A 25660-nucleotide genomic window follows, 5' to 3' on the forward strand; every position below is an offset into this window, starting at 1 on the left:
CACCGTGCTGACCTGGGATTTTGCTCGTACTGCTCGCGCTGGAGATCGCGCGCGCCTCCCTGGCCGGCCAGGCCCTGCACATGTCCTCGCCGCTCGTGCCCGCCGTGTACGTCCTCGTCGGCATGGCGAAGGTCGAGTTCGGCGACCACACCCGCTTCACCGTGGAGTGGGCCGTGCTCACCTCCCTCGTGGTGCTCGGGGCGGGCATCCTCTTCGGCATCATGTGATGACACCCGAACCACGGACCGGGCCCGGCAGGGGCCGGCTGCTGCGCCTCGTCATCGCCTTCGCGTTCGCGCAGGGGGCGGTGCCGATGGCGCGGCCCGCCGTCTCCTACCGGGCTCTCGTGCCGGGGGAGTGCGGTCTCCCCCGCTCGAACGGAGTTGAGAGCGTGGAGAAGAGGCGGCCGTCGGCGTCATCGCCGGGATCCACGCCCCGCTCCCGCTGTTCGTCGCCGTTCGCGCTGCTCGGCGTGGGTCTGGTCGGCGCGGCGGGCCCCGGACTGCGTGGAGAGGGCCGTACGGAGCACGCCCCCGTACCGCCGGACACCGGAGCCGCCCCCGTGCAGCAGCCGGGGTCCGACGATGTTCCCCGGCGCTGACGGGCCCGCCCGGTTCAGCGCCCCGTCGAGCCGTCGATCAGCTCGCGGAGGATGTCCGCGTGGCCGGCGTGGCGGCCGGTCTCCTCGATCATGTGTGTGAGGGCCCAACGGGCGCTGGGGGCGGGGCCCCCGGGCGCGGGCGGGGCACCGGCGCGCCGAGGTCGGCGCACGTGTCGAGTACGCCGTTCGCCTCCGTGACCGCCTCCCGGTAGCGGGCGACGACCTCGGCCACGCCGTCCTCGGGGGCGGCGCCGAAGGTCGCCGGCCAGTCGGCGACCCGCTCCCCGAGGAACAGGGACCGCTCGACGGACGTCAGATGGCTGAGCAGGCCGAGCAGATTCGTGCCCGAGGGCACCCCGGCGGTGCGGACCTCCGGTTCCGGGACCCCCTCGACCTTCGCGGCGACCGAGTCGCGCAGATAGTCGAGGAAGCCGCGCAGCACCTCGGCCTCGCTGCCCCCGGTCCGGGGCGGCGGGGTGTCCCGGCGGCGTCGGGGGCGAGGTGCGGCGGTCATGGGTGCCTCCTGGGAATCCGGGGTTCACGTGTTCGTCCCAGTCTTGGCCGGGCCGCAGCCGTCAGGACAAGGGATCATGCCGTTCCGGCAAGAGCGCGCGGGGCGGGGACGTCCGTGCCGGGGCGTGCGTTCCGGGCGTGACGGGCGTCTCGGGCGGCTCCCTGGCGCCAGAAAACTAACGGCGCTAGTTTGGGCGGGTGCGACGTGTGCCCCGCGCCGCACGGCTTCGGCGCTCCGCACAGCACGTCCGGGAGGAAACAGCCATGAAGGCCCATGACCAGATGTACATCGACGGTGCGTGGCGGCCCGCCGTCGGCCAGGACACGATCGCGGTCGTGAACCCGGCCGACGAGCAGGTCATCGCCCACGTGCCGGCGGGGACGGCCGAGGACGTCGACGCGGCGGTACGGGCCGCGCGCGCCGCCTTCCCCGCCTGGGCCGCGACCCCGCCCGCCGAGCGCGCCGCCCGGCTCACCGCGCTGGCCGAAGCGCTGGCCGCCCGCGAGGACGAGCTGGCCGAGACGATCACGGCCGAGCTGGGGTCACCGCTGCCGCTGTCGCGGATGGTCCACGCGGGCGTGCCCATGCTGGTGGCCGCCTCGTACGCCGAACTGGCCGCCCGCCACGCCTTCGAGGAGCGGATCGGCAACTCCACCGTGCTGCTGGAGCCGGTCGGCGTGGTCGGCGCGATCACCCCCTGGAACTACCCGCTCCACCAGATCGTCGCCAAGGTCGCCCCCGCGCTCGCCGCGGGCTGCACGGTCGTCCTCAAGCCCGCCGAGGACACCCCGCTCACCGCCCAGCTCTTCGCGGAGGCCACCGAGGCGGCCGGCCTGCCGCCGGGCGTCTTCAACCTCGTCACCGGCCTCGGACCGGTCGCGGGCCAGGCGCTCGCCGCCCACGAGGACGTCGACCTGGTCTCCTTCACCGGTTCCACCGCCGTCGGCAAGCAGATCGGCGCCACCGCCGGAGCCGCCGTCAAGCGCGTCGCCCTGGAGCTGGGCGGCAAGTCCGCCAATGTGATCCTGCCCGGCGCGGACCTCGCCAAGGCGGTCAACGTCGGCATCGCCAACGTGATGACCAACTCCGGCCAGACGTGCAGCGCGTGGACCCGGATGCTGGTGGACGCGGAGCGGTACGACGAGGCCGTGGAGCTCGCGGCGAACGCCGTCACCAAGTACGTACCCGGGGGGCGGGTCGGTCCGCTCGTCAACGCCAAGCAGCAGGCCCGGGTGCGCGGTTACATCGCCAAGGGCGTCGAGGAGGGCGCCCGGCTGGTCGCGGGAGGCCCGGACGCGCCGCTGGAGACCGGCTACTACGTCAGCCCGACGGTCTTCGCCGACGTCACCCCGGACATGACGATCGCCCGCGAGGAGATCTTCGGCCCGGTGGTCTCGATCCTGCGGTACGAGGACGTGGACGACGCCCTGCGGATCGCCAACGACACCGTGTACGGGCTCGCGGGAGCCGTGTGGGCCGCGGACGACGAGCAGGCGGTGGCCTTCGCCCGCAGGATGGACACCGGGCAGGTCGACATCAACGGCGGCCGCTTCAACCCGCTGGCCCCGTTCGGCGGTTACAAGCAGTCGGGGGTGGGTCGCGAGCTGGGGCCGCACGGTCTGGCGGAGTACCTCCAGACCAAGTCCCTCCAGTTCTGAAGCCGTCGCCCGCCCAGCCAGTCGTTCGAAGAGCCCTAGGAGTCTGTTCGTGGTCCGCGCCGCCGTACTGCCCGCCGTCGGAGCTCCGTTGGAGATCACCGACATCGTCCTGCCGGAGCCCGGCCCCGGCCAGGTGCGTATCGTGCTCGCCGCCGCCGGGGTCTGTCACTCCGACCTGTCCCTGTCCAACGGCACCATGCGCGTTCCGGTGCCGGCCGTCCTCGGACACGAGGGCGCCGGCAGGGTCCTGGCGGTCGGCGAGGGCGTCACACATGTGGCCCCGGGCGACGGAGTGGTCCTCAACTGGGCCCCCTCCTGCGGGGCCTGCTTCCACTGCGGGATCGGCGAGGTCTGGCTCTGCGCCGACGCCCTGAAGGGGACCGCCAACCAGCACGCCCGTACGGCGGACGGCACCGACCTCCACCCCGGCCTCAATGTCGCGGCCTTCGCGGAGGAGACGGTCGTCGCCGGCAACTGTGTGCTCCCCGCCCCCGACGGCATCCCGCTCACCGACGCCGCCCTCCTCGGCTGCGCGGTCCTGACCGGCTACGGGGCCATCCACCACAGCGCCAAGGTCCGCGAGGGCGAGAGCGTCGTGGTCTTCGGGATCGGCGGTGTCGGCCTCGCCGTGCTCCAGGCCGCCCGGATCGCCGGCGCGTCCCGGATCATCGCGGTCGACGTCTCCCCGGCCAAGGAGGAGCTGGCCCGGCAGGCCGGGGCGACCGATTACGTCATCGCCTCCGACACCACCCCGCGCGAGATCCGCAAGCTCTCCGGCGGCCAGGGCACGGACGTCGCCGTGGAGTGCGTCGGCCGCCCCGCGACCATCCGGGCCGCCTGGGAGTCCACCCGGCGCGGCGGGCGCACCACGGTCGTCGGGATCGGCGGCAAGGACCAGCAGGTCACCTTCAACGCCCTGGAGATCTTCCACTGGGGCCGGTCCCTGACGGGCTGCGTCTACGGCAACAGCGACCCGGCCCGCGATCTGCCCGCCCTCGCCGACCACATCCGCGCGGGCCGCTTCGACCTGTCGATGATGGTCACCGAGCGCATCACCCTGGGCGGCATCCCCGCCGCCTTCGACAACATGGTCGCGGGCAAGGGCGGCCGCGCGCTGGTGGTGTTCTAGGGCCTGTCGTCGGACTGTTGTCGTCGCCTGGCGGACAGCAGTCCGGCGACAGGCCCTAGAAGTCGGTGGTCCGGGACGTCGACGTCACCGGGCCCAGCAGCCGGGCGTCCATCTCGCCCTCCTCGAACAGCCGGGAGGCCGGGCCCACGATCAACGGGTCCGGCTTCCCGACCACGTCCACGTCCTTGCCCGGGTAGTCGAAGCGGTCCAGCACATGCCGCATCGCCTCCAGCCGGGCCCGCTTCTTGTCGTTGCTCTTCACCACCGTCCAGGGCGCGTCCGCCGTGTCGGTGTGGAAGAGCATCAGTTCCTTCGCCTCCGTGTACTCGTCCCACTTGTCCAGCGAGGCCAGGTCGACCGGGCTCAGCTTCCACCGCCGTACGGGGTCGATCTGCCGGATCATGAACCGGTTGCGCTGCTCGTTGCGGGAGACGGAGAACCAGAACTTCACCAGATGGACGCCGTCCCGGGCGAGCATCCGCTCGAAGCCCGGCGTCTGGTGCATGAACTCCAGGTACTCACGGGTCGTGCAGAATCCCATCACCCGCTCGACCCCGGCCCGGTTGTACCAGGAGCGGTCGAACAGCACGATCTCCCCGGCGCTCGGCAGATGCGCCGTGTAGCGCTGGAAGTACCACTGGGTGCGCTCACGCTCGGTCGGCTTCTCGAGCGCCACCACCCGCGCGCCACGTGGATTGAGATGCTCGGTGAACCGCTTGATCGTGCCGCCCTTGCCCGCCGCGTCCCGGCCCTCGAAGAGGATCACCAGCCGCTCGTCGCGCTCCTTCACCCAGTGCTGGAGCTTCAGCAGCTCGATCTGGAGCGCCCGCTTGGCCTTGTCGTAGTCGCGGCGGGGCAGCTTGCGGTCGTACGGGTAGTCCTCGCGCCAGGCGTCGCGGGCGTGGCCCTCCGGCGTGACGAGGACCGGATCGTCGTCCCCGCCGTCGACCACGTCGAACCCGTCCAGATACGGCCCGCCGTAGCGGGCCGCCAGCTTGCTCGCCCCGGGGGCGGCACGGTCCTCGGGCTCGCTCGCCCCGGGGGCGGAGGGGGCGTCCCGGCCCGCCTCGACCCCGGCCTTCCCGTTACGTCCGTTCCGCTTGTCGCTCCTCGTCATGACGGGGTCCCTCCACCGGACGGGCCGGATTTCCGCGTGTGGGCCCAGTCTGCTGACGGCTCCGGGAGACCGCCACCCCGGCCAGGCAGAGCACGCCGCCGACGATGCCGAGTGGGGTCGGTACCTCGTCCAGCAGTACCCACGCCATGCCCACGACGAGCGCCGGGACGGCGTACGTGGTCGCGCCCATCCGGCCCGCGGTGGTCCGGGCCAGTGCGTAGCCCCAGGTGGTGAAGGCCAGCGCGGTCGGGAAGACGCCCAGGTAGACCATGTTCAGGGTGGCGGACAGCGGCGCGTCGGCGGCCTCGGAGACCAGCGCCCCGGTGAACGGCAGGCAGGCCACGGCCCCGATCAGGCAGCCGAAGGTGTTGATCTGGAGCGAGGAGCCGTGCGCGAGGGCCGGCTTCTGGCTCACCACGCCCGCCGCGTACGCCACCGCGGCCAGCAGGCACAGCGCGACGCCCAGCACCGAGGAGCCGCCCTGCCCGGACATCGCGAGGCCGACCACGACCGCGCCCGCGAACGAGACGCCCATTCCCAGCAGCAGCCGGCGCGGCAGCCCCTCGCCGAGCATCCGGGCGCCGAGCAGGGCGATCAGGATCGGCCCGATGTTCACGAGCATCGCGGCCGTTCCCGCGTCGACCTCCTGCTCGCCCCAGTTCAGAACCACCATGTACAGCCCGAACCAGAGCACCCCCGAGGCGACGATCCCCGGCCAGGCACCCCGCCCCGGGAGTCCCTCCCGGCGAACGAGCAGGATCGCCCCGAGCACCAGAGTGCCCGCCAGCAGCCGGCCGAGGGCCAGTGCGCCGGGGGAGTAGGCCTCGCCCGCACTGCGGATGGACACGAAGGCGGAGGCCCACAGCACGACGGTGGTGCAGGCGGCGGCGGGGGCAAGCCAGCGGTGGGCCGGCGGGGAGACCGGAAGCGGTGTCGGGGGCGTCGTCATGGCCGCGACCGTAGAGCCGGAACGCTTCGGCTCCCACCGAATTGTCGAGGACCGTCAATCGACGCCGGACGGGCCCGTCCCCCTCCCGGCCCGTCGCCCTTCAGCCCGTCCGGCGTTTGAGGACGGAACCCTGGTGGTGGAGCGGGGCGGCCCCTCCGCGCCCGGGAAGCAGGGCGCAGCCCATCCCAAGCGCCGGCCGGGCCGCGAAAGGTGCTCGTCCGGCCCAGGCGCCGGTGTCAGCCCTCGGAGCGGTCGTCGATCGACGCGGGCTCGATCCCCAGGAGCTCCGACAGCGCCCGCACCCCCGACGGAGTCACCCGCACCGCCCGCCCCGACCCGAACCGCTCGCACCAGCCCGCCTCCAGCACATGCGCGCACAGCGCCGCCCCCGCAGCCCCCGCGAGATGCGGCCGCCGCTCCGTCCAGTCCAGGCAGCCCCGCACCAAGGGCCGCCGCGCGGACCGGTCCAGGGAGATGCCGAGTGTGCCGAACCACTCCAGGCCCGCGTCGGTCAGCGCGAACCCGGTGTCCTGCCGCAGCAGCCCCCGGGCGCTCATCGCGTCGGTGATCCGGATGCCGAGCCGGCCGGCGAGATGGTCGTAACAGGTACGCCCCCGGGCCAGTGCGCTGGTGAGGTTCGCCGCCCGCAGGGAGCGCGGCCGCTCCGGGACTTCGGGCACCGCGTGGGAGGCCAGCTCCTCCACCAGGTGGGCGGCCCGCTCGTCGGCCAGCCGGACGTACCGGTGCCGGCCCTGCCGCTCCTCGGCGAGCAGCCCGCCCCGCGACCAGCCGGCCCAGGTGCTCGCTTGCGGTGGACGGGGCGACGGAGGCGTACCGGGCCAGCTCACCGGCGGTCCAGGCCCGCCCGTCGAGCAGGGCCAGGCAGAAGGACGCGCGGGTCTCGTCCGCGAGGAGGGCGGCCAGTGCGGCGAGTCGCGGGGCCGCCGCGTCGTGAGGTCGCGGCCGTGGGCGCGGGGAACGGTCCATGCGTCCAGGGTGCGTCAGGGAGGGTTCGGCGCCGGCCGAACCGTGACCGTGTCGTCGCCCGCCGGTCGCGCGTACTGCTCGTACTGGAGTGCCAGCCCGTCCAGAAGCGCCCGCAGCCCGGTCTCGAAGGCTCCTTCGTCGACCTGGCTGCGGTGGTCGGCCAGCAGGTGGGCCTGGCCGAGGTGCGGGTAGTCGGCGGGGTCGTAGGCGGTCTCGTCGTCGACGAAACCCCCGGCGAACGACCCCAGCGCCGAACCGGTGATGAAGTAGCGCATCAGCGCCCCGATCCGGGTGGCCTGGGCGGGCGGCCAGCCCGCGCCGGTCATCGCCCCGAACACCGCGTCGGCGACCCGCAGCCCCGCCGGCCGGCGGCCGGGCCCCCGGGCCAGCACGGGGACGATGTGCGGGTGCGCGGCGAGAGCGGCCCGGTAGGACAGCGCCCAGTCGTGCAGGGCCTCGCGCCAGTCGCGCGGATCCGACCCCTGGAACATCGACAGATCGACCTGTACGGAGACCGCGTCGGCGACGGCGTCGAGGATCTCCTCCTTGTTGCGGAAGTGGTTGTAGAGCGAGGGCCCGCTGACCCCCAGCACGGCCGCCAGGCGGCGCGTGGAGACGGCGTCGAGTCCCTCGGAGTCCACGAGCGCGCTCGCCGCCTCGACGATGCGGTCTCTGCTGAGGAGGGGCTTGCGCGGTCGGGCCATGCGGCTCATAGTAGGGCCTGCCAACCAGAAACTAGCAGTGCTAATTAAAGTGCGCCCGAGTGGCGCTCGCGAGAGGCAGTGGGTGACGCGCGATGGACCTGGCGCTCAGCGAGGAGCAGGAAGCCGTCCGGAAACTGGCCGAGGACTTCGTCACCCGCGAGGTCGCCCCCCACGTCGTCGCGTGGGACCGCGCCGAGAACGTCGACAAGTCGATCGTAAAGAAGCTCGGAGACCTCGGCTTCCTCGGTCTGACCGTCCCCGAGGAGTACGGCGGCTCCGGCGGCGACCACCTCTCCTACTGTCTGGTCACCGAGGAGCTGGGGCGCGGCGACTCCTCGGTGCGCGGCATCGTCTCCGTATCGCTCGGCCTGGTCGCCAAGACCATCGCGACCTGGGGCGACGAGGAGCAGAAGCGGACCTGGCTGCCGCGGCTCACCTCGGGCGAGGCGGTCGGCTGCTTCGGCCTCACCGAGCCCGGCACCGGCTCGGACGCCGGGAACCTCGCCACCAGGGCCGTCCGCGACGGCGGTGACTACGTCGTCAACGGCACCAAGATGTTCATCACCAACGGCACCTGGGCCGATGTCGTCCTGCTCTTCGCGCGGACGAACGACACCCCCGGCCGCCGGGGCGTCTCCGCCTTCCTCGTCCCCACCGACACCCCCGGCCTCACCCGCCGCACCATCCACGGCAAGCTCGGCCTGCGCGGCCAGGCCACCGCCGAACTGGTCCTCCAGGACGTCCGGATACCGGCGTCCGGCCTGCTCGGGCCCGAGGGCAAGGGCTTCTCCATCGCCATGTCCGCCCTCGCCAAGGGGCGCATGTCGGTCGCGGCGGGCTGCGTCGGCATCGCGCGGGCCGCACTGGACGCCGCCGTGCGCTACGCCGGTGAGCGCGAACAGTTCGGCGGACCCATCGCCCGTCACCAGCTCGTCCAGGAACTGCTCAGCGACATCGCCGTGGACGTGGACGCCGCCCGGCTGCTCACCTGGCGGGTCGCCGATCTGATCGACCGGGGCCAGGAGTTCGCCACCGCCGCCTCCAAGGCCAAGCTGTATGCCTCCGAGGCCGCCGTCCGCTGCGCCAACAACGCCCTCCAGGTCTTCGGAGGCTACGGCTACATCGACGAGTACCCGGTCGGCAAGCTGCTGCGGGACGCCCGCGTGATGACGCTCTACGAGGGCACCAGCCAGATCCAGAAGCTGATCATCGGCCGCGCGCTGACGGGCGTCTCCGCGTTCTGACCGGCGCCCGGGGGCTTCCGGCCGGTGCCGGGTTCGTACGGGTGTCTGAGTACGGGCCTGAGTACGGGCGCGGATGTGGCCTGCGCCACGTCGACGGATGCTGAATCCATGAGTGACACGACATCGGTCAAGCAGCAGAGCACCGCCGCCTTCTACGGCCAGGCCGTCGCCTCCTTCATGGTGGCGATCGGCGCGGTGGCCCTCGGTATCTTCTTCCTCGACGCCGACGCCTGGGTGCGCGGCTTCCTCGCCATCGGCGTGCTCTACCTCGTCACGTCCTGCTTCACGCTCGCCAAGGTGATCCGGGACCGCCAGGAGGCCGGGCAGATCGTCAGCCGGGTGGACCAGGCCCGGCTGGAGAAGATCCTCGCCGAGCACGACCCCTTCCAGAAGCTCTGACCCGGCGAGGCCCACAGCGCGAGGCCCACGGGGCGAGATCGACAGGGCAACCCCTAAGCGCTTGCTCAGGTTCGGGGTATGGTGTTCGTCCTGCTGACGGAGAGGGGCCCTGGGCGATGTGTACGGCGGAGGAGACGGGCGGCGAGGACGCGCCGTGGGGCGAGGTCACTCCCGAGGCGGCCAGGCGGCTCCTCGTCGCCGCCGTGGACGCCTTCGCCGAGCGCGGGTACCACGCGACCACCACGCGTGACATCGCCGGCCGGGCCGGGATGAGCCCGGCCGCGCTCTACATCCACTACAAGACCAAGGAAGAGCTGCTCCACCGGATCAGCAAGCTCGGCCACGAGCGGGCGCTGTACGTCCTCGACTCCGAGGCGGACCGGGACGGCACGGCCGCCGAACGGCTCGCCGGGGCCGTCCGCTCCTTCGTCCGCTGGCACGCGGAGCGGCACACCACCGCCCGGGTCGTGCAGTACGAGCTCGACGCCCTCGGTGACGAGCACCGCACCGAGATCGTCGCCCTGCGGCGCAGGAGCGACGCGGTGGTGCGCCGGATCATCAGCGAAGGGGTGCGGGACGGCGAGTTCGACGTCCCCGACGTCCCCGGCACCACGCTCGCGGTGCTGTCCCTCTGCATCGACGTGGCCCGCTGGTTCAACGCCCGGGGCAGCCGTACGCCCGACGAGGTCGGCGAGCTGTACGCCGACCTCGTCCTGCGGATGGTCGGAGCCCGGCAGGTTCAGAAGTAGCCCGGCGGGTTCAGGGGCGGTCGGCAGGTTCAGAAGTAGTAGCGGGACACCGACTCGGCGACACAGGCCGGCTTCTCGCTGCCCTCGCGCTCGACCGTGACGACCGCCGTGACCTGCACGCCACCGCCCACCTCCTCGACATCGCGGAGCACCGCCGTGGCCCGCAGCCGCGAGCCGGCCGGGACGGTCGAGGGGAAGCGGACCTTGTTGGTCCCGTAGTTGATGCCCATCTTCATGCCCTCGACCCGCATCACCTGCGGTATCAGCGCGGGCAGCAGTGAGAGCGTCAGATAGCCGTGCGCGATGGTGGTGCCGAACGGCCCGTCCTTCGCCCGCTCCGGGTCCACGTGGATCCACTGGTGGTCGCCGGTCGCCTCGGCGAACAGGTCGATCCTCTTCTGCTCGATCTCCAGCCAGTCGCTCTGCCCCAGCTGCTCGCCCACTCCGTCCCGCAGTTCCTGCGCGGACGTGAAGATCCTCGGCTCTGCCATGTTCCCGGTCCCTGCCTTCCGGCTCGACGCACCATCCGGCGCGATGTCTAAGCGCTTGCTCAGCATCGTTGTGCGGCGCGTTCCTGTCAACGACATGGCAGTAGGTTTGAGGGGTGCCACAGATCCCACAGACACTTCACGAACTCTCGGTCGGCCAGCTCTCGGCGCGCAGTGGCGCCGCCGTCTCGGCCCTGCACTTCTACGAGTCCAAGGGCCTGATCAGCTCCACCCGCACCAGCGGCAACCAGCGCCGTTACTCGCGGGACGCGCTGCGCCGGGTCGCCTTCGTCCGGGCGGCCCAGCGCGTCGGCATCCCGCTGGCCACGATCCGGGACGCACTGGGCGAACTGCCCGAGGAGCGCACGCCCAACCGCGAGGACTGGGCCCGCCTCTCCGAGGTCTGGCGCAAGGAACTGGACGAGCGCATCACGCAGTTGCACCGCCTGCGCGACCATCTGACCGACTGCATCGGATGCGGCTGTCTGTCGCTGGAGACCTGCGTGCTGTCCAACCCGGACGACATCAACGGCGAGCGGATCACCGGTTCCCGTCTGATGCCCGAGCGTGAGCAGCCGCCCGGGCGTACGTAGCTCCCGGCACGGGGCCCCGGAACCTCACGCCGCCTGCGCGGCCGGCGACCGGTGCCGTTGCAGCCGGGCCCCGGCCAGCGTGCGGTCGGTGAGGGCCGACTGCGGCACCGCGATCCCGCAGCCCGTGCACACCGGGCCCGCCCACGGCGCCTCGCCGCGCTCCTGCCGCCACTCGATGCCGGTGCCCGCGCAGACCGGGCAGGCGGAGCCGCGGCCGGAGCCGAGCGCCGCGATCAGGCGGCACAGGACCTCGGCGAGCGGCGCGGTCGGATGGACGCCCGGGTCGGAGCAGCGGGCCACCCCGTGACCGCCCCGGGCGCGGCGGTGCCAGTCGTCGAACGCGCCGGGCCGCCGCAGCCCCGCGTGCTTCTCGCGCCGCCGCCGCTCGGCGAACCCCGCCTCGTACGCGAGCCAGACGGCCCGCGCCTCCTCCAGCTCGTCCAGCGCGCCCATCAGGCGCACCGGATCGGGCGCCCGGTCCTCGGGATCGATCCCGTGCCGGGCGCAGAGATGGTCCCAGGTCGCCCGGTGCCCGTACGGGGCGAATCTCTCCAAACACCTGCGCAGCGAATACCGCCGCAGGGCCAGATCACCCAGCGGATCGCGTACCTGTCTCGCAAGACTCCGGAAACCGGCCATGACACCGCCACCTCCGTCGCTCGTCCTTGGACGTCAAAGAATGGACGTACGCCTGCCCGTTTCGGCTCCATCGAAAGATGAGATCCTTCCATTGGCCGAGACGCCCCAGGTGGGACGGGGTGCCCCGGGCGGAAGCGGAACGGCGCGCGGGCGGGTGGTGCGAGGGCGTGCGGTCCTCCCACGGGTGGCGAAAATCGATGGCGGCGTCACGGTCCCGTGCGGTTGGGTTCCCCCATGACGCCAGTTCGCCCGCGCCTGGAGAAGGTCACCCCCGACAATGTGCTCACCGCCTGTCGGCTGGAAGTCGCACCCGAGCAGCGCGTGTTCGTCGCCCCGGTCGCACAGTCCCTGGCCGAGGCCCACGTGCATCCCGGCATCGCCTGGCCCCGGCTGATCTGTGACGGTGAGCGCGTCGTCGGCTTCGTGATGGCCTTCTTCGACGTGCCGTTCGACTTCGATTCCGAAGTGCCGGACGCCCCGCCCCGCTCCGGGCTCTGGCGGCTCGCCGTGGCCTCCGGCGAGCAGGGCCGGGGCTACGGGCGGTTCGCCGTGGGGGCGGTGAACGAGGAGATCCGGCGGCGCGGCGGGACGCTCTCGACCGTGACCTGGAAGTCCGGCGAGGGCGGACCGGAGGAGTTCTACCTCCGGCTCGGCTACCGCAAGCGGGGCCTCACCGATGACGGCGAGTACCTCGGTGACCTGGACCTGACCGGCTGAAGAGCGGCCGCGCGGCCGGTCCGGGTCCGGGCCGGCCGCGCTACCCGCGGTACCGCAGGTACCTCCGCCGATTCGCCCGGAACGCCGACAGGTCCCGCTGCCACGCCCGTACCACCGCGTCGGTGTCCGCGCCCGCGTCGATCATCGTGCGGACCCGGGTGTTCCCGGTGAGCTTGTCGATCCAGTTGTCGGGGCGCCAGGCGAAGCCGCTCCACGTCCGCTTCGCTGTCACCAGCAGGGCGATCCCGGTGCGGACCGGGTCGAAGACCTCCCGGTCCTGGACGTGCAGTTGCACCCCGCCCACCGTCTTCCCCGCGAACTTGGAGAAGGTCGGTGCGAAGTACGCCTCGCGGAAGGCCACCCCCGGCAGCTCCAGCGCGTTCGCGGCGGCCGCCCAGCGGTGGTCGACACCCTCCGCGCCCAGCAGCTCGAAGGGGCGCGTGGTGCCCCGGCCCTCGGAGAGGTTGGTGCCCTCGAAGAGGCAGGTGCCGGAGTAGACGAGCGCCGTCTCGGGCGTCGGCATGTTCGGGCTCGGCGGCACCCACGGCAGCCCGGTGTCGTCGAAGAAGTCCGAGCGCCGCCACCCCGACATCGTCACCACGTCCAGCCGCACCGGATTCTCGTGCAGGAACTCCGTGTTGAAGAACAGGGCCAGCTCCGCCACCGTCATCCCGTGCGCCTGGGCGATCTCCCGGCGGCCGACGAACGTGGCGAACGCCGGGTCCAGCACCGGGCCCAGAGCGGCCCGCCCGGTCACCGGGTTCGGGCGGTCCAGCACGACGAGGCGCTTGCCCGCGAGCGCGGCCGCCTCCATGCAGTCGTACAGCGTCCAGATGTACGTGTAGAAGCGCGCGCCCGCGTCCTGGATGTCGAAGACGACGGTGTCCACGCCCGAGGCGGTGAAGATGTCCGCGAGCGGCTGCCCGCTCTTGAGGTACGTGTCGTAGACCGGGAGCCCGGTCGCCGGGTCGTCGTAGCGCCCCTCCGAGCCGCCCGCCTGCGCGGTGCCCCGGAAGCCGTGCTCGGGTCCGAAGACGGCGGTCAGGTTCACCCGCGCGTCCGGGTGCATCACATCGACGATGTGCCGGACGTCGGCGGTGATGCCGGTCGGGTTGGTGACGATGCCGACCTGCTGGCCCCGCAGCAGCCGGTAGCCGTCGGCCGCCAGCCGGTCGAAGCCGGTTCGCACCCGGCCGCGCCCGGGTCCGGAGCCGCGTCCGGGGGCGGTCGACGCGACGGCGGGTCCGGTGCCGGCCGCCGTCGCCGCGAGCGCTCCCAGGGCGCCTCCCGCGGCCAGCACACCACGTCGGGACAGGCTCATTCCACTACCTCCATGATCGCGCCGACTGTCATGGCCACGCACGCTAGCGCGGGCCGGGGCCGCACGGAACGACCTGCGCCGCACCGATTCCCCCAGCCGGTCCCCGCGCTCATCCCCGGCCCCGTCCGGACTTCTCCCGGGGCCCCCGCGACCCGTCCCGACCCTTCCCCGATCACATACCGACCGGTTAGTCTGCCGGTGCAGCCGGATGGGAGAGGCGGGATGACGATGGGTACGGTGCAGGGCGCCGGTGTTGTGGTCACAGGGGCCGGAGGCGGCATCGGAGCCGCTCTGGCCCGCAGGCTCGCCGCCGGGGGAGCGCGGGTCGTCGTCAACGACCTCGACCTCGCCCGGATCGAGCCGCTCGCGAAGGAGATCGGCGGCTTCGCCGTCGCCGGGGACGCCTCGGGCGTCGTGGACGCGGCCCGGGAGGCGCTGGGCGGCACGGTCGACGTCTACTGCGCCAACGCGGGCCTGGCCTCGCCCGGCGACGTGTTCGCCGACGAGGAGGTCTGGGCCGCCGCCTGGGACGTCAATGTGATGGCCCATGTCCGCGCGGCCAAGGCGCTGCTGCCGGAGTGGCTGGAGCGCGGCAGCGGCCGCTTCGTCACCACCGCCTCCGCCGCCGGGCTGCTGACGATGATCGGCGCTGCCCCGTACAGCGTCACCAAGCACGGGGCGGTCGCCTTCGCCGAGTGGCTCTCGCTCACCTACCGCCACCGCGGCATCAAGGTCCACGCGATCTGCCCGCAGGGCGTGCGCACCGACATGCTCACCGCCGCGGGATCGGCCGGCGAGCTGGTCCTCGCCCCCGGCGCCATCGAGCCGGACGCCGTCGCCGACGCGCTGTTCGAGGCGATGGACGCCGACCGCTTCCTGGTCCTGCCGCACCCCGAGGTGGCCGGCTACTACCAGGCCCGCGCCGCCGATCCCGACCGGTGGATGGGCCAGATGAACCGCCTCCAGCAGAAGTGGGAGGCGAGCGGCGCATGAGCGACGTGACCTCCGCCGGCTCCGGCTACGCGGCCCAGCCGTGGCTCGCCCTGCTCAGCGACGCCCAGCGTGCCCCCGTCGCCCCGCCCCCGACCGTGCTGCACGCCTTCCGGGGCGCAGTCGGGCGCGCGCCCGGGCATCCGGCCCTGGCCTACTTCGACGGCCGCCTGAGCTACCGCGAGACCGACGAGCTGTCCGACTCGGTGGCCGGACACCTCGCCGCCCGGGGGCTCCGCCGCGGCGACCGGGTCGCGATCATGCTCCAGAACAGCCCGCACTTCGTCCTCGCGCTGCTCGGCGCGTGGAAGGCGGGGGCCGTCGTCGTACCGCTCAACCCGATGTACAAGTCCGGGGAGGTCGGCCATGCCCTCGCGGACGCCCAGGTCACCGCGCTGATCTGCTCGGACCGGGCGTGGGAGGCGTATCTGCGGGACACCGCGGCGGCGGCCCCGGACCTCACCGTCGCCCTCACCGCCTGCGAGCTGGACCTCCAGTCCGTGAACGACCCCCGTGTCCTCGGCTTCGAACGGCTCCCCGCCCCGGGCCCCGACGACCTCGCGGACGACCTGCTGACCGCCGCCCGCGCCGGGAACCCGGCCCCGGCAGACCGGGAGCTCACCGCCGCCGACGTGGCGCTGATCAGCTACACCTCCGGCACCAGCGGCACCCCCAAGGGCGCCATGAACGCCCACGGCAACATCATGGTCAACGCCGAACGCCAGCGCACCGGCCATCCGATCGCCGAGGGCTCCGCCTACTTCGCGCTCGCCCCGCTCTTCCACATCACCGGGATGGTCTGCCAGCTCGCCGCCTGCGTCACCAACGCGGGCACGCTCGTCCTCGCCTACCGCTTCGAGGCCGGCGTCGTCCTGGAGGCCTTCGCCGCCCACCGCCCCGCCTACACCGTCGGGCCCTCCACCGCGTTCATGGCCCTGGCCGCGCACCCGGACGTCACCCCGGACCACTTCGCCTCGTTCCGGGTGATCTCCTCCGGCGGCGCACCCCTGCCGCCCGCGCTCGTGGAGAGGTTCCGCGCGGGCTTCGGCCCGTACATCCGCAACGGCTACGGACTCACCGAGTGCACCGCGCCCTGCGCCTCGGTCCCGCCGGAGCGCGAGGCCCCCGTCGACCCGGTCTCGGGCACCCTCTCCGTCGGCGTGCCCGGCCCCGACACCGTCGTACGGATCCTCGACGAGACGGGTCAGGAGGTGCCCTTCGGGGAACAGGGCGAGATCGCGGTGCGCGGCCCCCAGGTCGTCTCCGGCTACTGGAACCTCCCCGAGGCCACGGACGCCGCCTTCCCGGACGGCGAGCTGCGCACCGGCGACATCGGGTTCATGGACGCGGCGGGCTGGCTGTACGTCGTCGACCGCAAGAAGGACATGATCAACGCCTCCGGGTTCAAGGTGTGGCCCCGTGAGGTGGAGGATGTCCTGTACACCCACCCGGCGGTGCGCGAGGCGGCCGTCGTGGGCGTGCCCGACGCGTACCGGGGGGAGACGGTCCGGGCGTACGTGAGCCTGCTCCCGGGCGCCGCCTTGGAGCCCGGCGAGCTGGGCGCGTACTGCGAGGAGCGGCTCGCGGCGTACAAGTATCCGCGCGAGGTGGAGATCCTGGCCGAGCTGCCGAAGACGGCGAGTGGGAAGATCCTCAGGCGGGAACTGCGTTCCCCCCGTTAGAACGGCGTCGAAACAGCGCACGCACGGTACGAAAGGAAGGTGGCGGCTCATGGCCAAGGCGACGGATCAGAACGGCACTCCCGTCCCTCAGAGGCTGCTGGCCACCGCCACCCGGCTCTTCGCCGAGCGCGGGTACGACCGCACCTCGGTCCAGGAGATCGTCGAGGCGGCAGGCGTCACCAAGGGGGCGCTCTACCACTACTTCGGCTCCAAGGAGGACCTGCTCCAGGAGGTGTACGCCCGGGTACTGCGGCTCCAGCAGGAGCGGCTGGACGCCTTCGCGGACGCCGAGGCGCCCATCGAGCAGCGGCTGCGCGACGCGGCGGCCGACGTGGTCGTCACGACCATCGACAACCTGGACGACGCGGCGATCTTCTTCCGCTCCATGCACCATCTGAGCCCGGAGAAGTACAAACAGGTGCGCGTCGAGCGCCGCCGCTACCACGAGCGCTTCCGGGCGCTGATCGAGGAGGGCCAGCGCGGCGGCGTGTTCTCCACGGCCACCCCGGCCGACCTGGTCGTCGACTACCACTTCGGCTCGGTCCACCACCTCTCCACCTGGTACCGCCCGGACGGTCCGCTCAGCCGCCAGGAGGTCGCCGACCACCTCGCGGACCTGCTGCTGCGGGCGCTGCGCCCGTAGCGCGGCGGTCGCGCCCGTGACGCGGCGGTACGGGCGAGGGGCCGGGCCACCCACTGGCCCGCTCCGCCGGGCGGGGTGAGTCTGGATGTATGACGTATGTCCTGCCTCCCGATGAGGCGCCAGGGTTCACGGGTACACCCCCGTTCGTTAATAGAACGGTTCTGTCCGGTTTCCGCTCTTGACGGAGCACGGTCACTTCCTTGAGCATCGGTCACGCATCGCGCACCTCTGGGCCGCTCGTCCGGGCCCACGCTCCAGGACCCGGCCGGATCATCACGCGGCCGGGGACCCCCCGCACGTTCCGTCAGTCCCCAACGGAATCCGGAGCCCGTGAATGAGACAGAACCGTTTCACCCTGCGCAGATCCCCGGCGGCCGTCCTGGCCGTCGCCCTCGCCGCCGTCCTCGGAGCCGGAGCACCGGCAGTCCAGGCGGCCGGGACGGCGACACCGGCGGCAGCCGCCGCGGCGGCACCCGACATCCCCCTGGCAGGTGTCAAGGCCCATCTCACGCAGTTCTCGACGATCGCCGCCAACAATGGCGGCAACCGCGCCCACGGCCGCCCCGGCTACAAGGCGTCCGTCGACTACGTGAAGGCCAAGCTCGACACGGCCGGATACACCACCACGCTCCAGCAGTTCACCTCCAACGGAGCCATCGGCTACAACCTGATAGCCGACTGGCCCGGCGGCGACCCGAACAAGGTCCTGATGGCCGGGGCCCACCTCGACTCGGTCTCCTCCGGCGCCGGGATCAACGACAACGGCTCCGGTTCGGCCGCCGTGCTGGAGAGCGCGCTCGCCGTCTCCCGGGCCCAGTACCAGCCCGACAAGCACCTGCGGTTCGCCTGGTGGGGCGCGGAGGAGCTGGGCCTGATCGGCTCGCGGTACTACGTCAACAACCTGCCGTCCGCCGAGCGTTCCAAGCTCACCGGCTATCTCAACTTCGACATGATCGGCTCGCCCAACGCCGGCTACTTCGTCTACGACGACGACCCGGTCATCGAGCAGACCTTCAAGGACTACTTCGCCGGTATCTCGGTCCCGACCGAGATCGAGACCGAGGGCGACGGCCGCTCCGACCACGCCCCGTTCAAGAACGCCGGCGTCCCCGTCGGCGGACTCTTCACCGGCGCGGGCTACACCAAGTCCGCAGCCCAGGCGCAGAAGTGGGGCGGGACCGCGGGGCAGGCCTTCGACCGCTGCTACCACTCGTCCTGCGACAACACGAGCAACGTCAACGACACCGCCCTGGACCGCAACAGCGACGCCGCCGCCCACGCGATCTGGACCCTGTCCTCCGGCACCGGCGAACCGCCCACCGACGGGGACGTGTTCAGCAACACCACCGATGTCGCCATCCCGGACGCGGGAGCCGCGGTGACCTCGTCGATCGCGGTCACCGGACGGACGGGCAACGCCCCGGCCGCCCTCCAGGTCGGCGTCGACATCAAGCACACCTGGCGTGGGGACCTGGTGGTGGATCTGCTGGCGCCGGACGGTACCGAATACCGGCTGAAGAACTCCAGTGGTGGCGACTCGGCCGACAACGTCATCACGACGTACACGGTCAACGCCTCCAGCGAGGTGGCCAACGGCTCCTGGAAGCTCCGCGTCCAGGACAGAGCCCGATACGACACCGGCTACATCGACAGTTGGAAGCTCACCTTCTGACCGTCGACCGCCCACCTGCGGCCCCCTCCCCGGGAGGGGGCCGCTCGCGGCTCACACGTACCGCTTGATCTCCCGCCGGGCCAGCGACCGCTGGTGCACCTCGTCAGGACCGTCCGCCAGCCGCAGCGTCCGCGCCGAGGCCCACAGCTCCGCCAGCGGGAAGTCCTGGCTCACCCCGCCCGCGCCGTACAGCTGCACCGCGGAGTCCAGGATGTCCACCACCGCGCGCGGGGTGGCGATCTTGATGGACTGGATCTCGGTGTGCGCGCCCTTGTTGCCCACGGTGTCCATCAGCCAGGCCGTCTTCAGCACCAGTAGCCGCAACTGCTCCACCGTGACCCGGGCGTCCGCGATCCAGTTCTGCACGACGCCCTGCTGGGCGAGCGGCCTGCCGAACGCCGTACGCGCCACCGCCCGCCGGCACATCAGCTCGATGGCCCGCTCCGCCATCCCGATCAGCCGCATGCAGTGGTGGATCCGGCCCGGACCGAGACGCGCCTGCGCGATGGCGAAGCCGCCGCCCTCCTCGCCGATCAGGTTCGCCGCGGGCACCCGTACGTCGTGGAAGACCACTTCGGCGTGACCGCCGTGCGAGTGGTCCTCGTACCCGTACACCCGCATGGCGCGCCGCACTTCGAGGCCGGGGGTGTCGCGCGGCACCAGGATCATCGACTGCTGGCGGCGGATGTCCTCGCCGTCCGGATCGGTCTTGCCCATCACGATGAAGACCGCGCAGTCCGGGTTCATCGCCCCGGAGATGTACCACTTGCGGCCGTTGACGACGTAGTCACCGCCGTCCCGGACGATCCGGGTCTCGATGTTCGTCGCGTCCGAGGACGCCACGTCCGGTTCCGTCATCGCGAACGCGGAGCGGATCTCCCCGGCGAGCAGCGGTTCCAGCCACTGCTTCTTCCGCTCGTCGGTGGCGAACTGGGAGAGCACCTCCATGTTCCCGGTGTCCGGGGCCGCGCAGTTCAGCGCGGTCGGCGCGAGATGCGGGGAGCGTCCGGTGATCTCCGCGAGCGGGGCGTACTGGAGGTTCGTCAGCCCCGCCCCGTACTCCGCGTCGGGCAGGAAGAGATTCCACAGTCCCTGCCGCCGCGCCTCGGCCTTCAGCTCGCCGACGACGGCGGGGGTGTCCCACGGCGAGGCGAGCTGTGCCCGCTGCTCCTCGGCGACCTCCTCGGCCGGATACACGTGCTCGTCCATGAACGCGAGCAGCCTGCTCCGCAGCTCCTCGGTACGGGCGTCGAATGCGAAGTCCATGGGGTTCAGCCTTCCTGGAGGGTGGTGAGGCCGTGCTCGATGAAGACCGGGACGAGATCGCCGATCCGGTCGAAGCCCGCGCCGACGGTCTGGCCGAGCGTGTAGCGGTAGTGGATGCCCTCCAGGATCACGGCGAGTTTGAACCACGCGAACGCGGTGTACCAGGAGATGGCGGAGGTGTCCCGGCCCGAACGGGCCGCGTAGCGCTGGATCAGCTCGGCGGGGGAGGGATGCCCGGCCGCGCCGCTGGTGGTGGACACGGGCGACTTCGGCAGGCCGAGGTCGGAGCTGTACATCACGAGCAGCCCGAGATCGGTCAGCGGATCGCCTAGCGTGGACATCTCCCAGTCCAGGACGGCCTTGATCCGGTCGTCGGAGCCGAGCAGCACGTTGTCCAGGCGGTAGTCACCGTGCACGACGGTGGGCGCGGGGGAGGAGGGCAGGCCCCGGCCGAGGGTGGCGTGCAGCTCGTCGATGCCGGCCAGGTCACGGTTGCGGGAGGCGTCCAGCTGCTTGCCCCAGCGCCGCAACTGCCGGTCCAGGAAGCCGTCCGGCCGCCCGAAGTCCCCGAGTCCCACCGCCTGGGGGTCCACGGCGTGCAGGTCGACCAGGGTGTCGACGAGCCCGAGGACCGCCGCCCGGGTGCGCTTGGGACCCAGCGGGGCGAGCTGCTCGGCGGTGCGGTACGGGGTGCCCTCGACGTACTCCATCACGTAGAACGGCGCGCCGATCACCGTGTCGTCCTCGCAGAGCAGCAGCGGCTCCGGCACGGGGACGGCGGCGGGGTGCAGGCCGCTGATCACGCGGTGCTCGCGCGTCATGTCGTGCGCGGTGGCCAGCACATGGCCGAGCGGAGGTCTGCGCACCACCCACCGGCCCGTCCCGTCGCTGACGACGTACGTGAGGTTCGAGCGGCCGCCCTCGATCAGCCGCGCTTCGAGGGGTCCGCTCACCAGCCCCGGCCGCTCGCGGTCGAGATGGCCACGCAGCAGCTCAGGGTCGAGACCTGGTGGGGGGACTGGGCTCATGGTGCGTACCTCCGAGGCGACGGAACGATCGGGAACCATGATGCCGACCAGTCGGTATGTCGTCCAGTGCCTCCCCGGAACCGGCGGCCGGGAAGTCCGTCCCGACGTCGTCCCGACCCTGGTGGGAAAACGTATGACCGTCTCCGGCGCCCCCGGCCTCGGCGTCGAGCTGGACCGCGACCGTCTGTCAGCTCTGCACCGGCGCTGGCTGGAGGACGACGGAACCCACCGCGAGCGCGACGACGCGGCGGCGATGCGCGCCGCCGACCCGCGGTGGACGACGCCGGCGGTCCCGCGCTGGTGAGGCCGACGGCCCCCGCTGGTGAGAGGACCGGCCACCCGGCCGTACCCCCTGAGTTGCGGCGACCCCGGCCTGCCCGGAAGGTCGGGGGATGAAGGCGATCAGCTACAGCGCGTACGGCTCCGCCGACGTCATGGAGTACGGCGAGTGGCCCGACCCCAAGGTCGGCCCCGACTCGGTCCTGGTGAAGGTGCGGGCCGCCGCCGTCAACCCGGTCGACTGGAAGGCCCGCGAGGGCTACCTCCAAGGGGGCCTCGAAGCCGTCTTCCCGGTGATCCCCGGCTGGGACGTCTCCGGGGTCGTCGTGCAACCGGGCGTGGCCGTCGACGAGTTCGCGGTGGGTGACGAGGTCATCGGCTACGTACGCGAGGACTTCCTCTCCCGGGGCACGTTCGCCGAGTACGTCGCCGCCCCCGTGCGCACCCTCGCACGCAAACCCCTGAGCCTGAGCTTCGAGGCGGCGGCGGGCCTGCCGCTGGCCGGGCTGACCGCGTACCAGGTGCTGCACCGCACCCTGAAGGTCCGCGACGGCGACACCGTCCTGGTCCACGCGGCGGCCGGCGGCGTCGGATCGCTCGCCGTCCAGATCGCCCGGCACACCGGCTGCCGGGTGATCGGCACCGCGAGCCCCCGCAACCACGAGCACCTCCGCAGCCTCGGCGCGGAGCCGGTCGAGTACGGCGAAGGCCTCGTCGACCGGCTCCGCGATCTGGTCCCGGACGGCTTCGACGCCTCCTTCGACACGGTGGGCGGCGACGCACTGCGGGCCTCCGCCGACACCCTCGCCCCGGGCGGCCGGCTCGCCTCCATCGCGGACAGCGAGGTCTTCTCCTACGGCGGCCGCTACGCCTTCGTGCGCCCCGACGCGAACGACCTGGCCCAGGTCGCGGAATTGGCCGAGCGGGGCATCGTCACCGTCCACGTGGACCGGGTGTTCCCGCTGGAACAGGCCGCCGACGCGTACCGCCTCAACCAGGAGGGGCGGACCCGCGGCAAGATCGTGGTGACGGTGGACTGGGACGGCTGAGCGGTCCCGGAGGCCCGAGGGGGCCGGCCGGGCTCAGAACAGCATCGCCGCCGCGAACACCGCCAGCGCCACCGTGCACAGCGTCGCCGTCAGCGCGCCGCGCGGCGCGAGCGGCTCCGGCCGCGCCACCCCCATGCGCAGCATCCGGCGGTGGGCCACCACCAGGAGCCCCAGCCAGGCCAGCGCGCTCAGCGCCACCGCGATCAGCGAGGCCGGGGCCGCCCCGCCGTGCAGCGCCTGCCGCACCGCGAGCAGCGCGACGACCGTGGCGGTCAGCGTCGTGCGCCGCCAGGCCAGCCGCGTCCGCTCGGGCTGCAGCCCGGGGTCCCGGTCCACCGTCGCCGTCACACGCCCTCCCAGCCGAAGAGGACCACCACCACCATCGCCACGGCGACGACGGCGACCACCAGACTCAGCAGGGTCGGGAACCGGGACGCCGGCAGGTCCTCGCCCCGCCGCATCGCCCGCTCGCACCGCGCCCAGTGGTTGACCGCCCGCAGTGCGCAGAGCACCCCGGCGGCCAGCAGCCCGAGCGCGAGCCCGGCCCGGACGCCCCACGCCAGCTCCGGCAGGAACTGATCGACGGCGAAACCCCCGCCGATCAGGGCCAGAGCCGTCCGGATCCAGGCGAGGAACGTCCGCTCGTTGGCCAGCGAGAACCGGTAGTCGGGGGTGTCCCCCTCCTCCCGGATCCGCTGCGGCGCGAACCACAGCCGTACGCTCTGCGCGATCTTGTTCACACGGGCAGCCTAGGGCCTCTCGTCTGGATCATGTCGGGCTCGCGGGGTCCGGCACGCGCACCTGCGGCGTTGTCGTCAGTCGCCAATGCTCCGCAGTGACTCCCTCCTCCGCCTTGCATCCGCACGCACCGGATCCCGCTCCCTGATCCGACCTGATCCAAACGAAAGACCCTGGGCGGTGTGTGCGGCGATCAGGCGGACCGGTACCGCTCCAGCCGCCGGTACGCCTCCACCCCGTCGGGCACCCAGGACCACTCACCGAGCCGCCGCTCCAGCTCCGTGTCGTCCAGGAAGGTGTGCCAGGCGACCTCCTCGGCCTGCGGGGCCACCGGCAGCTCGCACCGCACCTGGTAGACGGCGGACCACCAGGTGTGCTCGGCGCCGGTGTAGAGGAACCGGAACAGCGGCTCGGGCTTCGGCAGACCCGATACGCCCAGTTCCTCCTCCGCCTCGCGCAGCGCCGCCTCGTCGTAGGACTCGCCGGCGCCCACGACCCCGCCGACGAACATGTCGTAGCGGGAGGGGAAGACCAGCTTCGTGGGCGTACGCCGATGGACGAAGATCCGCCCGTCCGCGTCGCGCGCCTCGATGAACACGCAGCGGTGGCGCAGTCCCCGCGCGGTCGCCTCGCCACGCGAAGCCTGCCCGATGACCTCGTCGTTCTCGTCGACGATGTCCAGAATCTCCTCGGAGGGCGTCATGCGTCTCATCCAACAGCACCCGGACGGTTGACGTGGCCCCGGCGGGTATCCAAGATCTGACGCACGGGTAACTTGAACGTTTCTCCCGCCCCTGAGCCACCCCGACAGGATGGAACCCATGGCGTACGACGCTGATGTGATCGTGATCGGGGCAGGACTCGCCGGGCTCGTGGCCACCGCCGAACTGGTCGACGCCGGCCGTTCCGTGATCGTTCTCGACCAGGAGCCCGAGCAGTCCGTCGGCGGCCAGGCGCACTGGTCCTTCGGTGGCCTCTTCCTCGTCGACTCGCCCGAACAGCGCCGGCTGCGGATCAAGGACAGCCGGGAACTGGCCCTCCAGGACTGGTACGGCACGGCCGGCTTCGACCGCGAGGCGGAGGACCGCTGGCCGCGGAAGTGGGCCGAGGCGTACGTCGACTTCGCCGCCGGTGAGAAACGCTCCTGGCTGCACCAGCAGGGGCTGCGCGTCTTCCCGGTCGTCGGCTGGGCGGAACGCGGCGGCTACGACGCGACGGGCCACGGCAACTCCGTACCCCGCTTCCACATCACCTGGGGCACCGGCCCCGGCGTCGTCGCCCCCTTCGAACGGCGGGTCCGCGAGGGCGTCGCCAAGGGGCTCGTCCAGCTGAGGTTCCGCCACCGCGTCACCGGCCTCGCCCGCACCGCCGGGGCGCTCGACACGGTCACCGGCGGGATCCTGGAGCCCAGCGCGGCCGAGCGCGGCACCGCGAGCAGCCGGGAGGCCACCGACACCTTCGAGCTGAGGGCCCAGGCGGTGATCGTCACCTCCGGCGGCATCGGCGGCAACCACGACCTGGTCCGCTCCCAGTGGCCCGAGCGTCTCGGCACCCCGCCCGAGAAGATGCTGTCCGGGGTGCCCGCGCACGTCGACGGGCTGATGCTCGGCATCGCCGAGAAGGCGGGCGCTCACCACATCAACCGCGACCGGATGTGGCACTACACCGAGGGCATCGAGAACTGGAACCCGATCTGGGCCAAGCACGGCATCCGGATCCTGCCCGGCCCCTCGTCCCTCTGGCTGGACGCGCGCGGCAAGCGGCTGCCGGTCCCGCTCTTCCCGGGCTTCGACACGCTCGGCACCCTCGAACACATCATGGGCTCCGGCCACGGCTACACCTGGTTCGTGCTCAACCAGCGGATCATCGGCAAGGAGTTCGCGCTCTCCGGCTCCGAGCAGAACCCGGACCTGACCGGCAAGTCGGTCCGCGACGTGATCGGCCGGGCCCGCGCGGACGTGCCCGCGCCGGTCAGGGCGTTCATGGACCACGGCGTCGACTTCGTCGTGGAGAAGGATCTCGACGCACTCGTCCGGGGCATGAACGCGGTGACGGGCGACGGCCTGATCGACGCGGCCGACCTGCGCCGCGAGATCACCGCACGCGACCGGGAGATCGCCAACCCGTTCACCAAGGACCTCCAGGTCACCGCGATCCACGGGGCCCGCGCCTACCTGGGCGACCGCCTGATCCGCACCGCGAAGCCGCACCGGATCCTGGACCCGGCGGCAGGCCCGCTGATCGCCGTCCGCCTCAACATCCTCACCCGCAAGTCCCTGGGCGGCCTGGAGACCGACCTGTCCTCCCGCGTCCTGACCGCCGAGGGCACCCCCCTCCCCGGCCTGTACGCGGCGGGCGAGGCGGCCGGCTTCGGCGGCGGCGGAGTCCACGGCTACCGCTCCCTGGAGGGCACGTTCCTGGGCGGCTGCATCTTCTCGGGCCGAGCGGCGGGCCGGGCCGCGGCGGAAGCGACGGCGTAACGGCCCCGGCCGGGTGAGAACAAG

The 25660-nt window shown here is 72.3% G+C and carries 24 protein-coding genes and 5 pseudogenes; 16 read left to right on the forward strand and 13 right to left on the reverse strand.

The window, feature by feature from the left end:
• Positions 1 to 38: 38 nt before the first annotated feature.
• Together B9S58_RS17920 and B9S58_RS17925 are read left to right on the forward strand one after the other, a co-directional pair.
• Positions 39 to 227, forward strand: a pseudogene (locus tag B9S58_RS17920) (citrate:proton symporter); the annotation flags it as partial.
• Positions 227 to 498 (forward strand): annotated as a pseudogene (locus B9S58_RS17925) (hypothetical protein); the annotation flags it as partial. The pseudogenes B9S58_RS17920 and B9S58_RS17925, both read left to right, overlap by 1 nt.
• 117 nt (positions 499 to 615) lie before the next feature.
• Here B9S58_RS17925 and B9S58_RS17930 read toward each other — a convergent pair.
• Positions 616 to 1115 (reverse strand): annotated as a pseudogene (locus B9S58_RS17930) (DinB family protein).
• A gap of 263 nt (positions 1116 to 1378) precedes the next feature.
• On the opposite strand from B9S58_RS17930, the gene B9S58_RS17935 reads away from it, so the two are divergent.
• Together B9S58_RS17935 and B9S58_RS17940 are read left to right on the forward strand one after the other, a co-directional pair.
• Positions 1379 to 2773: an aldehyde dehydrogenase family protein gene (locus tag B9S58_RS17935; protein WP_103533139.1), complete on the forward strand. Its 1395-nt coding sequence runs from the start codon at positions 1379 to 1381 to the stop codon at positions 2771 to 2773.
• A gap of 49 nt (positions 2774 to 2822) precedes the next feature.
• The gene (locus B9S58_RS17940) at positions 2823 to 3902 is read left to right on the forward strand and encodes a Zn-dependent alcohol dehydrogenase (RefSeq protein WP_103533140.1); all 1080 of its coding nucleotides are present in this window, start codon (positions 2823 to 2825) and stop codon (positions 3900 to 3902) included.
• A 55-nt stretch (positions 3903 to 3957) separates the two neighbouring features.
• Here B9S58_RS17940 and ppk2 read toward each other — a convergent pair whose 3' ends face one another.
• From ppk2 to B9S58_RS17960, 4 genes and pseudogenes are all read right to left on the reverse strand, one after another.
• On the reverse strand, positions 3958 to 5019 hold the full coding sequence (ppk2, locus tag B9S58_RS17945) for a polyphosphate kinase 2 (protein WP_103533141.1): 1062 nt from the start codon (positions 5017 to 5019) through the stop codon (positions 3958 to 3960).
• Entirely contained in the window at positions 4988 to 5968 is a 981-nt protein-coding gene (locus B9S58_RS17950) for a DMT family transporter (protein ID WP_103533142.1), read from the reverse strand. Before B9S58_RS17950 ends, ppk2 begins: the two co-directional genes overlap by 32 nt.
• Before the next feature lie 236 nt (positions 5969 to 6204).
• Positions 6205 to 6955: pseudogene (locus B9S58_RS17955) on the reverse strand (ArsR/SmtB family transcription factor).
• A gap of 14 nt (positions 6956 to 6969) precedes the next feature.
• On the reverse strand, positions 6970 to 7659 hold the full coding sequence (locus B9S58_RS17960) for a TetR/AcrR family transcriptional regulator (protein ID WP_103533143.1): 690 nt from the start codon (positions 7657 to 7659) through the stop codon (positions 6970 to 6972).
• A gap of 92 nt (positions 7660 to 7751) precedes the next feature.
• Here B9S58_RS17960 and B9S58_RS17965 point away from each other — a divergent pair, with 92 nt between their 5' ends.
• The 3 genes from B9S58_RS17965 (at position 7752) to B9S58_RS17975 (ending at position 10051) form a co-directional block, all read left to right on the forward strand.
• Positions 7752 to 8903 carry an acyl-CoA dehydrogenase family protein gene (locus tag B9S58_RS17965; protein ID WP_103533144.1) on the forward strand — a complete coding sequence of 384 codons (1152 nt, stop codon included), beginning with the start codon at positions 7752 to 7754 and terminating at the stop codon, positions 8901 to 8903.
• Positions 8904 to 9011: 108 nt separating this feature from the next.
• Positions 9012 to 9302, forward strand: coding sequence for a YiaA/YiaB family inner membrane protein (locus B9S58_RS17970; protein ID WP_030583825.1), 291 nt, complete (start codon positions 9012 to 9014; stop codon positions 9300 to 9302).
• 116 nt (positions 9303 to 9418) lie between these two features.
• The gene (locus tag B9S58_RS17975; protein WP_103533145.1) at positions 9419 to 10051 is read left to right on the forward strand and encodes a TetR/AcrR family transcriptional regulator; all 633 of its coding nucleotides are present in this window, start codon (positions 9419 to 9421) and stop codon (positions 10049 to 10051) included.
• A gap of 29 nt (positions 10052 to 10080) precedes the next feature.
• On the opposite strand, the gene B9S58_RS17980 is transcribed toward B9S58_RS17975, so the two are convergent.
• Positions 10081 to 10542 carry a MaoC family dehydratase gene (locus tag B9S58_RS17980; RefSeq protein WP_103533146.1) on the reverse strand — a complete coding sequence of 154 codons (462 nt, stop codon included), beginning with the start codon at positions 10540 to 10542 and terminating at the stop codon, positions 10081 to 10083.
• A gap of 113 nt (positions 10543 to 10655) precedes the next feature.
• On the opposite strand from B9S58_RS17980, the gene soxR reads away from it, so the two are divergent.
• Positions 10656 to 11132, forward strand: a complete 477-nt coding sequence (soxR, locus tag B9S58_RS17985; RefSeq protein WP_103533147.1) for a redox-sensitive transcriptional activator SoxR — start codon at positions 10656 to 10658, stop codon at positions 11130 to 11132.
• Positions 11133 to 11156: 24 nt separating this feature from the next.
• Here the strand turns inward: soxR and B9S58_RS17990 are convergent, their stop codons facing one another.
• Positions 11157 to 11771, reverse strand: a complete 615-nt coding sequence (locus B9S58_RS17990; protein WP_103533148.1) for a hypothetical protein — start codon at positions 11769 to 11771, stop codon at positions 11157 to 11159.
• Positions 11772 to 12005: 234 nt separating this feature from the next.
• Here B9S58_RS17990 and B9S58_RS17995 point away from each other — a divergent pair, with 234 nt between their 5' ends.
• Positions 12006 to 12488: a GNAT family N-acetyltransferase gene (locus tag B9S58_RS17995; protein WP_103533149.1), complete on the forward strand. Its 483-nt coding sequence runs from the start codon at positions 12006 to 12008 to the stop codon at positions 12486 to 12488.
• Positions 12489 to 12528: 40 nt separating this feature from the next.
• Here B9S58_RS17995 and B9S58_RS18000 read toward each other — a convergent pair whose 3' ends face one another.
• On the reverse strand, positions 12529 to 13809 hold the full coding sequence (locus B9S58_RS18000; RefSeq protein ID WP_103533150.1) for an exo-beta-N-acetylmuramidase NamZ domain-containing protein: 1281 nt from the start codon (positions 13807 to 13809) through the stop codon (positions 12529 to 12531).
• 222 nt (positions 13810 to 14031) lie between these two features.
• Here B9S58_RS18000 and B9S58_RS18005 point away from each other — a divergent pair, with 222 nt between their 5' ends.
• The 4 genes from B9S58_RS18005 (at position 14032) to B9S58_RS18020 (ending at position 18796) form a co-directional block, all read left to right on the forward strand.
• A complete protein-coding gene (locus B9S58_RS18005; protein WP_103533151.1) occupies positions 14032 to 14802 on the forward strand; it encodes an SDR family oxidoreductase in 771 nt (256 codons plus the stop codon).
• A complete protein-coding gene (locus B9S58_RS18010) occupies positions 14799 to 16481 on the forward strand; it encodes an AMP-binding protein (RefSeq protein WP_103533181.1) in 1683 nt (560 codons plus the stop codon). The genes B9S58_RS18005 and B9S58_RS18010 overlap by 4 nt, the downstream gene beginning before the upstream one ends.
• A 49-nt stretch (positions 16482 to 16530) precedes the next feature.
• Positions 16531 to 17124, forward strand: a complete 594-nt coding sequence (locus B9S58_RS18015) for a TetR/AcrR family transcriptional regulator (RefSeq protein ID WP_103533152.1) — start codon at positions 16531 to 16533, stop codon at positions 17122 to 17124.
• A 334-nt stretch (positions 17125 to 17458) separates the two neighbouring features.
• The gene (locus tag B9S58_RS18020) at positions 17459 to 18796 is read left to right on the forward strand and encodes a M28 family metallopeptidase (RefSeq protein WP_103533153.1); all 1338 of its coding nucleotides are present in this window, start codon (positions 17459 to 17461) and stop codon (positions 18794 to 18796) included.
• A gap of 51 nt (positions 18797 to 18847) precedes the next feature.
• On the opposite strand, the gene B9S58_RS18025 is transcribed toward B9S58_RS18020, so the two are convergent.
• Both B9S58_RS18025 and B9S58_RS18030 read right to left on the reverse strand, forming a co-directional pair.
• Positions 18848 to 20062, reverse strand: a complete 1215-nt coding sequence (locus tag B9S58_RS18025; RefSeq protein ID WP_103533154.1) for an acyl-CoA dehydrogenase family protein — start codon at positions 20060 to 20062, stop codon at positions 18848 to 18850.
• A gap of 5 nt (positions 20063 to 20067) precedes the next feature.
• The gene (locus tag B9S58_RS18030) at positions 20068 to 21090 is read right to left on the reverse strand and encodes a phosphotransferase family protein (RefSeq protein ID WP_103533182.1); all 1023 of its coding nucleotides are present in this window, start codon (positions 21088 to 21090) and stop codon (positions 20068 to 20070) included.
• Between the two features lie 130 nt (positions 21091 to 21220).
• Between B9S58_RS18030 and B9S58_RS18035 the strand changes: the two are divergent.
• Both B9S58_RS18035 and B9S58_RS18040 read left to right on the forward strand, forming a co-directional pair.
• A pseudogene (locus tag B9S58_RS18035) lies at positions 21221 to 21394 on the forward strand (glucarate dehydratase); the annotation flags it as partial.
• 88 nt (positions 21395 to 21482) lie between these two features.
• On the forward strand, positions 21483 to 22418 hold the full coding sequence (locus tag B9S58_RS18040; protein WP_103533155.1) for an NADP-dependent oxidoreductase: 936 nt from the start codon (positions 21483 to 21485) through the stop codon (positions 22416 to 22418).
• A 33-nt stretch (positions 22419 to 22451) separates the two neighbouring features.
• On the opposite strand, the gene B9S58_RS18045 is transcribed toward B9S58_RS18040, so the two are convergent.
• The 3 genes from B9S58_RS18045 to B9S58_RS18055 all read right to left on the reverse strand — a co-directional run bounded on the left by B9S58_RS18045 (position 22452) and on the right by B9S58_RS18055 (position 23859).
• Positions 22452 to 22766, reverse strand: a complete 315-nt coding sequence (locus B9S58_RS18045) for a DUF202 domain-containing protein (RefSeq protein WP_103533156.1) — start codon at positions 22764 to 22766, stop codon at positions 22452 to 22454.
• Positions 22763 to 23158: a YidH family protein gene (locus B9S58_RS18050; protein ID WP_103533157.1), complete on the reverse strand. Its 396-nt coding sequence runs from the start codon at positions 23156 to 23158 to the stop codon at positions 22763 to 22765. The genes B9S58_RS18045 and B9S58_RS18050 overlap by 4 nt, the downstream gene beginning before the upstream one ends.
• Before the next feature lie 191 nt (positions 23159 to 23349).
• Entirely contained in the window at positions 23350 to 23859 is a 510-nt protein-coding gene (locus B9S58_RS18055; protein WP_103533158.1) for an NUDIX domain-containing protein, read from the reverse strand.
• A gap of 118 nt (positions 23860 to 23977) precedes the next feature.
• On the opposite strand from B9S58_RS18055, the gene B9S58_RS18060 reads away from it, so the two are divergent.
• The gene (locus B9S58_RS18060; RefSeq protein WP_103533159.1) at positions 23978 to 25636 is read left to right on the forward strand and encodes an FAD-binding dehydrogenase; all 1659 of its coding nucleotides are present in this window, start codon (positions 23978 to 23980) and stop codon (positions 25634 to 25636) included.
• The last annotated feature ends 24 nt before the right edge of the window (positions 25637 to 25660 follow it).

It is taken from the genome of Streptomyces sp. SM11 (assembly GCF_002910905.1).
Lineage (GTDB): Bacteria > Actinomycetota > Actinomycetes > Streptomycetales > Streptomycetaceae > Streptomyces.